We start from the raw sequence: 15,237 nt of genomic DNA, 5'->3' as shown, positions 1-15,237 counted from the left end.
AGTAGTTCGAGGAGAAAACCGCAAGAAGAGGCGTCAGGAGCCCGTCCGCCTACTCCGCTGGAGTACTACTCCGCGTGGGCTAGGCGATCTAACACGAATATCAAGACAAAGCCGTTTTTCTTTGGTTTCGAGAATCCGTGTTAGATTTGGGCTCGCTAGTGGAGTCTAGGAATGAACCTCCTTGTCGACCACCAGCGTGGCTGGGGCGCCGACGCCCGAGAAACCGAAGAACGCAGGGGAAAATGGCGGGAAGCGGAAACCACGACGCGTTCGTTATGCAGATGATCGCCGTGCAGACGAGGCTGTACGCGTACGTGCTATCGCTGGTGCTCGATCGCGAAAGGGCGTCTGAGATACTGCAGCAAACGAACCTCGTCATGCTTGAGAAGGCCGGCGAGTTCGAAGAGGGAACCAACTTTTCCGCATGGGCGTATCGCGTCGCGTTCTACGAAGTCCTTGCCGACCGCCGCAAGCGGAGCCGAGAGAAGCACCTGTTTAATGACGAGCTGCTTGCACTTGTGGCGTCCCACTCGTCCACCATTGGCGACTCGTTAGACGATAGGTCCGTAGCGTTGGAAGACTGCCTCTCGTACCTTCCCGATAGGCACAGGCAGTTGATCACCCAGCGGTACCGGCCCGGCGGCAGTGTAGCTGCCCTCGCCGAATCCCTCCGCAAAACGCCTGCGGCCGTGTCGACGTTGCTCTACCGCATCCGGAGTGAGTTGCTCGAATGCACCCAAAAGAAACTCAGCCACGCGCGAAGTTGAATGGATAATCGAATCGAAATGCGGTCTGCGGTCCGGGTCCGTGCCTCGCAGGCGTGCGACGGCGTTTTAGATGACGACGGACGCCGCGAGCTTGCGGAACTCCTGTCCCGCGACGCCTCACTCGTGGAAGACTACGCCGCCTTCGTCGCAACGGACGCGTTGGTTGAGATCGCCACGGGCGTGCGGACTCTCGAGATGCCAGAGTCCGTCACGCCCCAAGGAGCGGCTCCGCGAGAAGAAAGGGCCAGCCGGGTGAAGAACGACATTGCTCGGCGAGGTCCGTCGCCTGGCTGGAGTTCGGCCCTCCGCGGGTTTCGCTCACAGTGGAAGCCCCTAGCTGTCGCCGCGACGCTTCTCCTAGGGGTCGTCGGGTGGCGCCTGACCCTGCCGTTCGCACACTTTGTAGCGGTTGACGACGCGCGTTGGGAGGGCGGCGAGACCTACGCAGTAGGCTCACAATTGGGACGCGGGTGGTTGACGCTTGAGCAGGGGAACGCACGTCTAACCTTCGAGAGTGGCGCTATGGTTTCGGTGCAGGGGCCCGCCAGGTTTCGCGCACGGTCCAGTAACGGCGCGGAGATCGAGTATGGCGTGGTGTCCGTCCGGACGCCCGAGAGTGCCTCGGGGTTTCGACTCAAAACTCCGGACTACACGGTCGTCGACATCGGCACCGGTTTCCGTGTGTCGGCAACCGAGTCGGGGGCCTCGCACCTTCACGTAACGGAGGGGCGGGTCGAGGTCTACCCGGGTGGGTCGCCTGAGCCGCTGCGTCTCTCAGCGGGGCAATTGGCGTCCGCAGCGGGTCCGGGAACGCCGCTATCGGTTGTGGACCGAGTCGACCCTGTCTGCAGCGAGAGCGCTGAATATGAGGCCGAACACCCGGCTTCCTTGGCCTACAACGCGTACGATCACGATGACCGCATCAAGGTATTCTTGGAAAGCTACCGCCGAGAGCTCAGCGGTGTCGTGAGACTCAACTGCACAGAGTCTGGTCGTCACAACCGGTTTGATGGCGTTGCCGCACGTTTAGAGCCAGGTGAGGTTGCGAGCACCTACCTAGTCCACTCCGCGCCCACAAGGCGTAGGCATATCGTAGAGGGCAAGATCACGTTCCCCGGTAGGATACTTGGCGTGGTCTGCAGCTCCGATGGGTTGAACGCCACAAACGAATCTCTCGGCGCCGGGTGGTCACTCCAGTGTGCGCACCCTGAGAGGGGACTCGAGTCGACGCCGAACCGCAATGGCGATTACATCTGGATAAGCCCGGACCGTCGATCCCTTTCCGTGGTTCTCAAGACAGAATCAATCGATCAACTGCGGGTGCTCGTGGCGGAGTAGCGCTACTCCTCGGCGGTGCGGACCCAGCGTAGACGTCTCCAATCGCCTACCCCCGGATTCTCCTTGCCGTGACTCGACTGCAGCGGGCACTACAGATTCTCTCTCTGTCCCTGGCGGCCTCGGGCGGTCTGGCTCACGCTTCGACTGGATGGGAAGCAGAATGGATCACGGCGGACACCCCGTCCGAGCCGAACTCCTGGCAATCCTTTCGCAGGAGCTTTACCCTCCCCGAGAAGCCCGGGCGCGCCGAGGCGAAGCTTGCCTGCGACTCGAAGTACTGGCTCTGGATAAACGGCAGGCTGGTTGTCTTCGAGGGTCAGCTCAAGCGTGGCCCAAGGCCGCAGGCTACCTACTTTGACCGTGTCGATATCGCAGAATACCTGCGTCGTGGCGAGAACTGCGTCGCCGTGCTTGTTGGGTACTTCGGCAAGGACGGCATGTCACATCAAGACAGCGGACAGTGTGGGCTCGTATTCCAGGCCCAGATTGACCATCGGCAGTTGTTCTCAGACGACAAGTGGAAAGCTGTCCGACACCCCGCCTACCAGCAAACCGATCCGCCTCACCCGAACTGGCGTCTCCCGGAGTCGAACCTTCGATTCGACGCGCGCCTTGACATGCAGGGCTGGACGGAAGGCCACTACGACGACTCCGAGTGGCCAAGCGCCAAGGCTCTAGGGACCCCGCCAGCTAATCCCTGGGGCGCGCTTGTTGAGCGTCCCGTCCCTCAGTGGCGATTCTCTGAGCCGCGGAACTACGAGAACGCCGATTCGTTCCCTAGCGTAAGCACCGGCGAGCCGATCATCGCGCAACTGCCATACAACGCCCAGGTCAATCCGATCTTGGACGTGGAGGGGAGTCAGGGCGACAAGATAAGGATACAGACGGACAACTACCGGGGCGGCAGCGAGCCGAATGTCCGCTCAGAGTATCTTGTGCGTGAAGGACGGCAGCATTACGAGTCGCTGGGGTGGATGAACGGTCACCGCGTCATCTACGAGGTCCCCAAGGGAACCAGGATCTACGGACTCAAATACCGTGAGACCGGCTACGACGCCAATCTTGCCGGCGCGTTTACATGCAGCAACCAGCGGCTCAACACACTGTGGAAAAAGTCGCAACGGACGCTCTATATCAACATGCGCGACACGTACTTCGACTGCCCCGACCGGGAAAGAGCCCAGTGGTGGGGTGACGTAACGCTTGAGCTCCAGCAGGCGTTCTACGCCCTCGACCGACGGAGCGACAGGCTCGGCAGCAAGGCGATCAGGGAGTTGGCTGCCTGGCAAGAGGAAGACGGAACGCTGTTCTCACCGGTCCCGGCCGGCAACTGGAACAAGGAGTTGCCTCTGCAGATGCTGGCGTCGGTGGGAAGGTACGGGTACTGGGAGTACTACCGCCACTCCGGAGACATCGACACCATCAGAGCCGTGTACCCATCGGTCAGGCGGTACTTGCAACTCTGGCAGCTTGGCGAAGATGGGCTCGTGATCCAGCGCAAAGGCGATTGGACCTGGGGCGACTGGGGCGCCAACAAGGATATGCCGCTGCTCTACAACGCCTGGTACTACCTCGCACTCGACGGACTGCAGCGGATGGCCAGCCTGCTCGGCGACCACAAAGCCGCGGCCGAGTGCGCGAAGAGCAAGGCGCGTCTGCATGCGGCGTTTCATAAGACGTTCTGGACTCCCCAAGGGTATCGATCCCCGGGGCACGCCGGTCCAACCGACGACCGCGGGAATGCCCTGGCTGTCGTGTCAGGCCTGGCGAGTCGAGCCAACACGGAAGTCCTCACTAAAGTGCTTGTCGAAGAACGGCACGCCAGCCCCTACATGGAAAAGTACGTTATTGAGGCGCTGTTTCATCTTGGAGAGGGCGACTCCGCGGTCTCCCGGTTGCTGGATCGGTACGGACCTATGATCGACAGCCCGATCACGACGCTCTGGGAGGGGTGGGGCGTGGGGGAAGCCGGGTACGGCGGTGGCAGCTACAACCACGCCTGGAGCGGCGGCCCGCTGACGCTGCTGTCGCAGTACGTAGCCGGCGTTGACCCGCTTGAGCCCGGTTACGCAACGGTACAGATATCACCGGTGCTCGCTTCTCTCTCCGATGTTGAGTGCATTGTTCCCTCGCCACGCGGCCGCATCGCGGTCTCCTTCAAAGACTCAGACCGGACCACCTCTGTCAGCGTCCGGCTTCCAGACGGAGTAACGGCCATGCTGCGATTGAACCGCGACTGGGTTGGCCTTGTTGACAGGGAAACGAGCGAGTCCCTCGAACCGCTCGCCGGTACGTCAATTGGCGGCGCTCGCATTCGGGACGTTGACGACAATCAGATCACCATTGAGATCGGCTCCGAGGGGTTGGAGGCAAACCTAGTCCGCGGGCCACGAGACTGATTGCCTGCACATACTTGATCACGCGTGAAGAACAGCGGTCCAGCGGTAAGAGATTTCTAGATGTGTAAGCCGCCTAGACCTCGAGAGTCCGTGGAAACATCCCAAACCCACGCGGCTGAATGTGGCAGACTGCTCGTGCGTCTGATTCTATCCGGCGCACAAGGATCTCGTCTGAATCGACGACTTCGTGGTGGATCTGTCGGCCGATGGCCACTTGCTTCGGATGCTGACTCTAGGCAACGCGTACCCACGGGAGTGGCTGGCACTTGACGTCACGAGGAGGCACATGCACGGCGACGCACTGCTGGCCCTCGAGAGAATCGACCCTCTGCTGAAGGTCCAAGTTTCCACTGTCGCACGCACCATTAAAGTCGCGAGATGAAGCAGCAGCTCGCCAATGACCCACTCGCGGACAGTTTCCTCGCTCGCCCCTCCCTTTAGGGGTACTAGGTTAACGTGTGACCCCCATTGGGTTCGCACGCCTTAGTCAGTCGGATGGAATTGAGCGACACTGGTGAGCCGACTCGAGCACCACTAGGATTTCGGTTCGCACCGCAGCGGGAAGCCCGGGCCAAGGTTGCACAACGGTCCTGAGATCAGGGTCCAACTCAGGACCGCCGAGTCTTGGTGCTGCGCCGGGCGCTGCGCGAGACCGCGCACCGCCATCTTTCCCGGCGTCTAGGAGGTTCGCGGATTGACCTCATAATCCCTTGGTCGGGGGTTCGAGTCCCTCCCGGGCTATTTGGGAAACGCCTGCAAGTGTCAATGCTCCCGCCACTCTGGCCGATATGCCGGGGTGAATGCGTGCATCCTGCGGTACGCCTGTCAGGTTCAAGCGGGACTGGTAGATGGCTGGATGCCCGTCCTGCGCAAGGCTTGGCCGATGGCGACTGGCGCCCCTACTAAGCTGAGTCTCACCGGACCATCTGCAAGTAGCCTCTGAGCGGATGCTTACATCGCCTTGAGGATGCCGGCGCGGCCGCCGAGCCCCGGGAGCCACTGGAGCGTCATGTCGTCTTCGAACGGCTTGGCGGCGTCGGCCGCTCGGCGGAGGAGGTCGCCGTTGGTGTAGAACACCGCGGGGACGATCAGGATGTTCTTGCGGTTCTGCTCACGAAGCTTGGCAAGCACACCCTCCAGTGCGTGGGCGCCGCCGAGGGTCGCGATCCGCACGCGGTGGAAGCGGCTCTGCGCGGTGAGCGGGTCGTTCTCTTCGAGGGCGAGCCAAGCCGCGCGGTCGCCTTCGTCGGCGTCGTCTGGCAGCAGCAGGACCGTTGTGCCGCCGAACGGACCGGGACAGGGGGGAAGAACCCCTTCGACGCTCGCCGCCGCGGGAGTAATCACCGTAGGCAAGAGGTCGGCGCCGGGGGCTACCGCCGGGGCTGGTGTCACGGTGACCCGCTCGCCCGCTTGCTCATTGAGCCAGTCGGCCTGGATACGCGCCCACAGGAACTCGCGCGGCGAGTCGGTGGTGACCGCGAGGACGCGGGCACGCGGGTGTGTCGGCGATTCGCGCGGGTCCAGCCCCAGGCTGGTAGCGATTTGCTTGTCCAGATCACCGCCGCGAAGCATGTGGTCTGGCTGGAGCGCCACGATGCTCGCGTCGACCTCTGCGTCGCGGTACTGGCTGATCTCGCCCTGCCACCAGTTCTTACTCTGCTGGTCGGCAACGACGGTCAGCGACCGCCGAGGAAGCGATCCCTCTGCGTAGAGCTGGGGGAGCACAAGAGGCAAGTCCTTCAACCGAGACGCGTGCCGAGGACGGACTGCGATGGCATCCAGCTGCATGGTGTCGCTGCGGGAAGCGAGCACGGCGGCTACCGTACCTCCGGCCCCCTCGCCCACCACGCAGACCCGCTCGGCGTCGACACTGAAGTGGCGGTTGAGGTAGGCCCAGATCTCTTCTACGCCGCCAGCCGCCGCGGCGACATCTTCGCTGAAAGAATCGGGCCAGAACCAGCGGCCGCCAAGGGCTCTGTCGGCGTCAACCGACTTGTAGGGGGGCTGAACAACGGCGATCATCGCCTGATCGCCGTACCGGTTCCGGCAGAAAGGCAGCACTTCCTTGGCGGACAGCCCTTCATCGGGAAGCCAGATCAGGAGCGGCGCCGATTCGGATTGGTCTTCGCGGTCTGGCCGGTGGAGGGCGTACTCCAGCTCCGCGCTCAGGCGGACCGAACGCACGCCTTCCTCAGCGTTCGACGCCCTGACCTCGACGTAGGCGATATAGTCGGCCAGCGGTAGGCCGTGATGAACGGCGGTTGTCGGAGATGGGGCGGGGGCGATCGCTACCGTCGTGACCTTTGCGTCTGGTTCACGGACTGCTGCCTGGTGCACGGCGCCCTCCCAGTAGGCCGAGTGGAAGCCTCCGTTGATGTGCAGCACCAGATGGTCAGGGTGGGACCGCAGGGCCTGAACGCAGGCGTCTCCCATCGCGTTGTCCCACAACGACTGAACGGAGAAGAGACGGTCCTCGGGGTTGGCCGTCATGCCCATCGCCGCGTGGCCGCGGGTGGCGTTGTCGACCCTGCGCCAGTAGTCGGGCGGGTTGGGGTGGAACTCGGCCGGGACGAGCCGACGCTGGTCGTCGGAGAGCGTCTCCGCGGCCGCGGCGCCCTGCGACGCGAACTGCCGGAGCAGCGACTTCGGGAAGTTTGATCCTACTATTGGCGCGCCTGCCTGCTTGGCGCGCTCAACGAGCGGCCGGTACGCCTCGTGGTAGTTATGCCAGAGCGCGGCCGCTCCGGCGAACTGCTGCTCGTCGATCCGGCCCGCCAGGTAGTCGTCGAGGCTTGGCTGATCGTCGCGGGTGAACATTTCCATGGCGAGGACCACCTTGCCACCCCTGCGGCGGAGCAGCTCCTCAAAGATGTGCAATTGCAGGCGGTGAGTGGTCTCGTCCGTGTGCGACTCGCCCACGAATACGATGTCGGCGTCCTGGACACGCTCAAGCATCGCCCCCATGGCGATCCGGTCTCCGGATCGGCCATCCCGGATCACTGTTGCGTCTTCAATGGGCGCCGCAGCCCACGGCGCCACAGACGGCTGCGAGAATGCCGTGCCGGCGCCAAGACCAACCACCAAGGCGATAGTGAAGAGCGCGGAGCGGTACGGTGTAAGTGGAATGTATGACATCAGGGCCTTTCGGCGGGCTGGCTGGGGTGCTCGTTGCCTCGTAGGTCGGTGGGGTCGCAGCCTGCCGCCCGTGCCTTCTCTTGTGGATAGGATTGCCCGCCCGTCTGCGGGGAACGTGGCAGATTGTTCAGGATTGACTGAGCTACCGGTTTTTTCAAGGAGAGTGCCTGAGCCTCGGGTTCGCCGTCAGGGCGGGATGGTGCGGCGCTGGGCTCCTACAGCACATGAGCTTCTTCGGCGGCATGCAGCCGGTGCTGGTGGTTCCGCGGTTAGCTTTGGCAGTGGGTTTGTTGACGGCGTTGCAGTTTGCGGCCCTAGTGGCGGTCGCCTCCGCGGTCAGCTTCTGGCGCACGCGTCCGTTGAGGGTCCTACAGAAGAGACGGAGCGCGCTCTAGTAGTGGCGCGGCGTTATCTCAACTAGACGTAGCTCTTGGCGCCCACCAAGCTACCGGGCATCCAGAGCCATCAGGTTGGCGGCACACACGGAGCCTCGTTTCAGAGCGATGACTCCGCCGACGCGATCAATCGCACTCTGCCGGTTGACATCGCCCGGCCCATCTAGCTATAGTTCGCCTTCGCTCGGTTGGCCACAACCTGTTGTGGTCTCGCAAGAGGGAACCCGGTGCAAGTCCGGGACTGCCCAGCAGCGGTGAGCGGGAACGAACGTCGCAACGATGGCACTGGCTCCGCCTGAGGAGCTGGGAAGCCGCGGCAAGTAGACGGTGAGGACTCTGAACGAGTCCCACCACGCCCGCGAGTCCGAAGACCTGCCGAACGGATACGCCTGGCAATGGTTGCCGGGTACTAATGCGTCCGAACCTTCTAGGGAAAGGCCGGTCGGTATGCTCTGTGCGCGTCTCTCGCTGAGGCGGCAGGAAGTCGCCGCCATCTAGCCCACCCGTGCGTCTATGACGCCCTGGGTGTGTTTCCTCCGTACGCCAGCCGCGGTCCGCTGCTGCGCGCTCGGCCGCCTATTGCCCGCAAGGTTCGCTCGCCCATCCCACGCGAGTAGGAGTCGTGCCGTGACCATTGCTGCCCAAACCGAACTCTCGATCCGTAAACGCGACGGCCGGACCGAGGCGTTTGACCCTCGACGAATCCACCAGGCGGTCACGGCGGCGATGCGCGCCGGGCAAGGGGCCTCGGCCGACGACCCGGTCGAGTCGGCCCTCGACGAGGCGGCGTCGCGTGTCGCGGCGGGAGTCGTTAGTGAGGTGGAGTTCGTCGCTTCCCGCGGCGACGGTTCGGTCGACGTCGAGCGGGTCCAGGACCTGGTGGAGTCGCAGCTGATGCAGGAGGGCGAGTTCCGGGTCGCCCGGCGGTACATCCTCTACCGTGAGCAGCGGTCTCGCGCACGGGCGTTGCGGGCCGAATCGGAGATCGGCGATCGCCGGACGGTGTCGATGCGGGCCGCGGGCGGCGACCTCCGTCCGGTCGACTTCCACGACCTGAAGCACCGGCTGTTTAGGGCGTGCCGCGGGCTCCCGGAGTGCTCCGCCAACGAGCTGCTCGGCGACACGGTCGCGACAATCTACGACGGGATCAGCGAGTCGGAACTGGAACGGGCGCTGGTCATGGCGGCCCGTCAACGCATCGAGCGGGACCCGGCGTACAGCCAGGCGGCCACGCGACTCTTGCTCGACATCGTCTACAAAGAGGCGTGGGGGCGGGTCCCCGAGCCCACCCACGATGCCCCGCTGCCGCTGTTCCCCGCCACCGAAGGGGAAGACGAGACCGCCACTTCGTTCCCAACAGTCTACCGGGGAGGGTTCAGCGGGTATCTCCGTGACGGCGCCGATGCGGGGCGTATCGACCCGCGGCTACTCGAGTTCGACCTGGATCGTCTCGCAGGCGCCATCCGCCCCGAGCGCGACCGCGACTTCCAGTACCTCGGCGTCCAGACGCTCTACGACCGCTACCTGCTGCACATCGATGGCCGCCGGATCGAAACGCCTCAGTACTTCTGGATGCGTGTGGCGATGGGCCTGGCTCTCAACGAGCAAGAACGTGAATCGCGGGCTATCGAGTTCTACGAGCTCCTCTCGACGTTCCGGTTCGTGAGCGCCACGCCGACGTTGTTCAACTCGGGCACGCTGCACCCGCAGCTCAGCTCCTGCTACCTCACCACGGTCGACGACGACCTGCAGCACATCTTCAAGTGTGTGCAGGACAACGCGATGCTCAGCAAGTGGGCCGGCGGGCTCGGGAACGACTGGACCCGCGTCCGCGCGACCGGCGCCCACATCCACGGCACCAACGGCAAGAGCCAAGGGGTGATCCCCTTCCTCAAGGTCGCCAACGACGGCGCCCTGGCCGTCAACCAAGGCGGCAAGCGCAAGGGCGCCATCTGCGCTTACCTTGAGCCTTGGCACCTCGACTTCGAGGAGTTCCTCGAGCTCCGCAAGAACACGGGCGACGACCGCCGCCGCACGCACGACATGAACACGGCCGCGTGGGTGCCGGACCTGTTCATGCGGCGGGTGCAGGAGAATGGAGAGTGGACGCTGTTCTCGCCGAACGACGTTCCCGACCTGCACGACCTGTACGGCGAAGCCTTCAAATCGCGGTACGAGCACTACGAGCAGCAGGCGGAACTCGGCGAGATCAAGCTGTTCCGCAGGGTCGAAGCGTCCAAGCTGTGGCGCAAGATGCTCTCGATGGTCTTCGAGACCGGCCACCCCTGGCTGACGTTCAAGGACCCTTCCAACCTACGCAGCCCGCAAGACCACTCCGGGGTAGTCCACAGCTCCAACCTGTGCACCGAGATCCTGCTCAACACCAGCAACGACGAGACCGCGGTCTGCAACCTCGGGTCGATCAACCTGGTGAAGCACACCGGGCGGGAAGGCGTCGATCGTGGGCTGCTGGCGGACACGATCCGCACCGCGGTGCGGATGCTCGACAACGTGATCGACATCAACTACTACCCGACCGCCGAGTCGGCGAACGCCAACCGCCGGCACCGCCCCGTCGGCCTCGGCCTGATGGGCTTCCAGGACGCCCTCTTCGTCCGTCGCATCCCGTACGGGTCGCAGCCGGCGGTCGAGTTCGCCGACGAAGTGGGCGAGCTGATCGGCTACCACGCCATCCTGGCGTCGGCCGAACTGGCGGCCGAGCGAGGCCGGTATGGCTCGTACCAAGGCTCGAAGTGGGACCGGGGGCTGCTGCCGATCGACACCATTGACGCCGTGCACTCGTCGCGCAACGAGGGGGAGCACGAGATGGACCGCACTTGCCGGCTCGGCTGGGCGCCCGTGCGGCAAGCGGTCGCCGCACATGGCATGCGGAACAGCAACGTGATGGCGATCGCCCCGACGGCGACCATCTCGAACATCGCCGGGTGCGCGCAGTCGATCGAGCCCACCTACCGCAACCTCTTCGCGAAGAGCAACCTGTCTGGCGACTTCACGATCGTCAACGCGTACCTGGTCGCCGACCTGAAGCGGCTGGAGCTGTGGGACGACCAGATGATCGACGAGCTCAAGCACCACGACGGAGAACTCGGCCCGATCGACCGGGTCCCGGAGGAGGTCAAACGGCTCTACCAGACGGCGTTCGCGGTCGACCCGCACTTCCTGATCGAGGCGAACAGCCGCCGCCAGAAGTGGATCGATATGGGGATCAGCTTCAATCTGTACCTCGCGAACCCGAGCGGCCCCGCGCTGAGCGACATGTACGCCAAGTGCTGGCGGAAGGGGCTCAAGACGACCTACTACCTGCGGTCGCTCGCCGCCACCCAGGTCGAGAAGTCGTCGATCGACGTCAACCGGCACGGGGTGCAGCCCAAGTGGATGAAGAGCCGTAGCTCGTCGAGCGAGATCGTCGTCCAGCGCGAGCCGACGCCCTCGGCCTGCAGCATCGACGACCCCGAGTGCGAGGCCTGCCAGTAGGCCTGCCGCGTCCATCGGCGCGGCAGGCTATCTTCACGCTACCCAGAACAACACCACTCTGCACAAGGAAGTCCCGACTATGTCCTGTTGCGACACCACGCCCTCCCAGCCGCACGACCTGTCCCGCCGCATCAACGCCGACGACAAGCGGCTGATCAACTGCAAGTCCGTCGACGTCAACCAGCTCTGCCCGATCAAGTACCAGTGGGCGTGGGAGCACTACGTCAACGGCTGCGCCAACCACTGGATGCCGACCGAGGTCCCGATGCAGCGCGACATCGAGCAGTGGCGCAGCAACGCCTTCACAGACGACGAACGCCGCGTTGTGATGCGGAACCTCGGCTTCTTCTCCACCGGCGAGTCGCTCGTTGGCAACAACATCGTGCTGGCGATCTTCCGGCACGTCACCAACCCTGAGGCGAGGCAGTACCTGCTCCGCCAGGCGTTCGAGGAGGCGATCCACACGCACACCTTCCAGTACGTGTGCGAGTCGCTCGGCCTCGACCAGCGTCAGGTCTTCAACATGTACCACGAGGTCGACTCGATCGCCGGCAAGGACGACTTCGTGATGTCGCTCACCGCCGACGTGATGGACGACGGTTTCCGCACCGACTCGCCCGAGAACATCCGGCGTTTCCTCAAGAACCTGATCGGCTTCTACGTAATCATGGAGGGGATCTTCTTCTACTCCGGCTTCGTGATGATCCTCTCGTTCCACCGCCGCAACCAACTGACCGGCATCGGCGAGCAGTTCCAGTACATCCTGCGGGACGAGTCGATCCACATGAACTTTGGGATCGACTTGATCAACGGCATCAAGTCCGAGAACCCCGGCGTCTGGACCGAGGGGTTTCAGCAAGAGGTGCTGGAGCTGATCGACAAAGCAGTCGGCTACGAGGTCCGCTACGCGGAAGACTGCCTGCCACGCGGCGTGCTGGGGCTCAACGCCGAGTCGTTCGACGACTACGTCAAGTACATCGCCGACCGCCGCTTGGAGCGGATCGGCCTGCCGCGGCAGTACAACACTCGCAACCCGTTCCCCTGGATGAGTGAGACGATCGACCTGGCAAAGGAGAAGAACTTCTTCGAGACCCGCGTCACAGAGTACCAGTCCTCCGGAGCGCTCCAGTGGTGAGGCCGTACTTCGCCGCCCCGTCTGTCTGCCACTTATGATTGGCGGGCGCTACGGTGTGCACGGCGCAGTCTTCATGGGCAATCGGGGCGAGCGTGTGGTCGCCGATGTGGTCCGAGGAGTGCTGCCGAGCCGCGATATCAGCGGTGTTGGCCTACGGGCCAGCCGCTAATTGAGATCGTCTCAACGACTCCCACCAAGAGGGCGGCGCGTCGGGCCGAGGCGACCAGAGGGACGCGGGCGCCGTTCGCTAGCCAAGCAGCAGCCGCGGCCCATGCTCAGCCCTGCCGCGATGGCCAACGTAAGCAGCGCCGGCGAGGTCGGTTCGGGGACTGGTGCGAGAGCGAGGTCGAGACTCGTGGCGACCGAGCTTCCGAAGTGGGTTCGCCAGGTCGTATACTGGGCGTCGCCAATTGGGCCTCCGTCAGGGTCGTTCGGCAACGTGCCCGCTCCGGCGCCCAGGTTGTCCCGCCACACGGTGTAGTCGGCGGCGTCGACGACGCCGTCGGAGTTGTAGTCGCCCGGGACGGTGGCCTCGGGGCCGAACTCGAGGTGCAGGATCGCGGTTGCGGACGGGCTGCGACTCAGGCCGGAGACATCGATACGGACCTCATCCTCGGTGAAGAGGATATCTTCCGGCGTCAGTCCGAACGTGCTTGAAGGATCGATGTTGACCCCGACGATCGGGGGCAGGTTGTCCGCCGCGTCGGAGAACACATAACCGTTGAAGTCGCGGGTCGAAAATCGCCCGCTGCCGGCATTCGAAAAATCAAACACAATCGAGTCGCTGCTAGTAATGTCGAAGCCAACGTCGACAGCCCGTAGCGACGAGGGCCCATTGGGCTCGAAGAACTGCAACCCGGCGATGTTGTCGAACTCGACTTGGTCGTCGACCACCTTATCCACCGTCTCGGAGAAGAACACATCGACTCCTCCCTGGTTGGTTACGAGCTGGAAGCGGAGCGACTTGCCGAAGAGCACTCCCGCCCGTGAGTAGGACACATCAAGGGCTTCGTAGATCTCACCAAGATTCGTCCCGAGGGGGTCGAGGTCGCCGCCGGTGATGCTGACCCGGTCGTAGGCGTTCTCCGAGACAAAGCCCAGGAAGCCGTCGTCGAACCCAGAGTAGAAGTCCTTGATGGCAATGTCGCCGTCGGGCGTTGATATCTTGATGCCCAGCCCCGAGGCGGCCCCGTCGAAGAACTGACCGAACGCGCGGATCGGCCGGTTGAACCTATGGTCGTAGCTGGCGTGATCGGTCAACGGGAAGAGTTCGCCGTGGAACTGGCCAGCGTCGATGAACGCGTCGTCGGCGACGCCGCTGTCAACTCCGGTGACCGCTATGCCGAAGTCGCCGTTAATCGGCAGCAGACCGTCTGAGGGCTGCATGTCGAAGACCGAGAGCCCGTCGAAGGTTTCTGTGGTGGGGGTCAGTCCGATGCCGCGGACCGCCGATTCCCAGGCGGCTTGATCGGTGAAGACGGTCAGCTGTGCGCTGGCGGCGCCGGCCATCGAGACGAACGCCGCCAGCATCGCCGCGACGCGTGCAGAATTGAATGCCATTGCTTCCCTACTTGGTTCCAGGATTCGCCGTCGCGTGGGCCGGCGGCGATTGAGATCTTAGTCCGCGGATGAGGCGCCAAGAAAGGAGCGGGACAGGCGATCCGAGCACGACGAATCCCCTGCCCCGCTCCCGACACAACTACCGGGGCCGGCGACGGCCCATGAGTCCGCCAACCGCCGACAGGCAGAGCACGGCCAGCGAGGACGGCTCGGGGATCGCCCGCGGCTCGCCGAAGATAAAGTCGTCCATCACCACCGAGTCGAACGCGTCGAGGCCGCCGACAATCGACACCCTTGCGACAACCGCCTCGTCGAACGACGCCCCGAGGAACGACATCCCGGCGTTGTCGCCCTCGAGCACCGACCGCGTGAGCAGCACGTTGTCGTAGGCGTCGTAGAAGGTCATGGTTGTGCTGTCCGGCGACTCGACGTCGGTGAACACCACACCAAGGCCGGTGGAGAGCGCGGGCGTGTCCGGGTTGGCCGGGTCGTAGAACCGCACGTCGAACGTGGCGCCGCCAATGGGGGTAAACAGGCGTTCGGCACTGAAGAACGTGAAGCCCGCGTCGAAGCCGAACTCAACCGGCTCGCCGCTCGCGGCGGTGCTGCTGAGCTCAAATCCGGTGGTGTCACCAGTCGGCAGGAACTCAATGCCGCGGGCGCGGGGGAACGTGTCGGCGTTGAAGAAGTCTCCGGGGAACGGATTCGGGTCGCTCACGGAGTCGGGGGCGGCGTCCCAGTTGACCTCGCGGCGGCCGCCCGGGTGGTTGACTGGCTCGGGGGCGTTGAGCTCGCCCAGATCGGCACGGAACGCGTCGACCGTGGCCTGGATGCTGGCGGCGTCGGGGCCGTTGACTTCGCGGATCAACTCGGCCGACGCCGTTGGGGTGGCGCCAACGGCGGCTGCCAAGGCGATCAGGGCTGCGGTTGGGTAGGTGCGCATCGTCATTCTCTTGCTCCTAGGGTGGTGTCCTTGGGACACTGGGGGCACGCTTGCGTGCCAGAGGGGGTGG

Annotated in this window: 8 protein-coding genes and 1 riboswitch; of the genes, 5 read left to right on the top strand and 3 right to left on the bottom strand. The window is 64.1% G+C overall.

Annotated elements, in window-relative coordinates; genetic code table 11:
- The first annotated feature begins 275 nt into the window (after window positions 1–275).
- From KOR34_RS10300 to KOR34_RS10290, 3 genes are all read left to right on the top strand, one after another.
- A complete protein-coding gene (locus tag KOR34_RS10300) occupies window positions 276–767 on the top strand; it encodes a sigma-70 family RNA polymerase sigma factor (RefSeq protein ID WP_197531308.1) in 492 nt (163 codons plus the stop codon).
- Complete coding sequence (locus KOR34_RS10295; protein ID WP_146564501.1) at window positions 768–2,105, top strand: FecR domain-containing protein; 1,338 nt, start codon at window positions 768–770, stop codon at window positions 2,103–2,105.
- A gap of 68 nt (window positions 2,106–2,173) precedes the next feature.
- Window positions 2,174–4,504 carry an alpha-L-rhamnosidase-related protein gene (locus KOR34_RS10290; protein ID WP_146564500.1) on the top strand — a complete coding sequence of 777 codons (2,331 nt, stop codon included), beginning with the start codon at window positions 2,174–2,176 and terminating at the stop codon, window positions 4,502–4,504.
- Window positions 4,505–5,455: 951 nt separating this feature from the next.
- Here the strand turns inward: KOR34_RS10290 and KOR34_RS10285 are convergent.
- Window positions 5,456–7,468 (bottom strand): ChaN family lipoprotein, encoded by a 2,013-nt coding sequence (locus tag KOR34_RS10285; RefSeq protein ID WP_228714569.1) that lies wholly within the window; start codon window positions 7,466–7,468, stop codon window positions 5,456–5,458.
- A 734-nt stretch (window positions 7,469–8,202) separates the two neighbouring features.
- Window positions 8,203–8,428: riboswitch (cobalamin riboswitch) on the top strand.
- Window positions 8,429–8,661: 233 nt separating this feature from the next.
- Here KOR34_RS10285 and KOR34_RS10280 point away from each other — a divergent pair.
- Together KOR34_RS10280 and KOR34_RS10275 are read left to right on the top strand one after the other, a co-directional pair.
- Complete coding sequence (locus tag KOR34_RS10280; RefSeq protein ID WP_261342644.1) at window positions 8,662–11,529, top strand: ribonucleoside-diphosphate reductase subunit alpha; 2,868 nt, start codon at window positions 8,662–8,664, stop codon at window positions 11,527–11,529.
- 13 nt (window positions 11,530–11,542) lie between these two features.
- Window positions 11,543–12,664, top strand: a complete 1,122-nt coding sequence (locus tag KOR34_RS10275; protein ID WP_315852859.1) for a ribonucleotide-diphosphate reductase subunit beta — start codon at window positions 11,543–11,545, stop codon at window positions 12,662–12,664.
- A 180-nt stretch (window positions 12,665–12,844) separates the two neighbouring features.
- On the opposite strand, the gene KOR34_RS10270 is transcribed toward KOR34_RS10275, so the two are convergent.
- Entirely contained in the window at window positions 12,845–14,224 is a 1,380-nt protein-coding gene (locus tag KOR34_RS10270; protein WP_146564496.1) for a hypothetical protein, read from the bottom strand.
- Window positions 14,225–14,363: 139 nt separating this feature from the next.
- Window positions 14,364–15,173, bottom strand: a complete 810-nt coding sequence (locus tag KOR34_RS10265) for a PEP-CTERM sorting domain-containing protein (RefSeq protein WP_146564495.1) — start codon at window positions 15,171–15,173, stop codon at window positions 14,364–14,366.
- Between the last annotated feature and the right edge of the window lie 64 nt (window positions 15,174–15,237).

It is taken from the genome of Posidoniimonas corsicana (genome assembly GCF_007859765.1).
Classification (GTDB): Bacteria; Planctomycetota; Planctomycetia; order Pirellulales; family Lacipirellulaceae; genus Posidoniimonas; species Posidoniimonas corsicana.
Note: the sequence above shows the minus strand (reverse complement) of the source record. Positions and strands in the feature narration are given on the sequence as shown.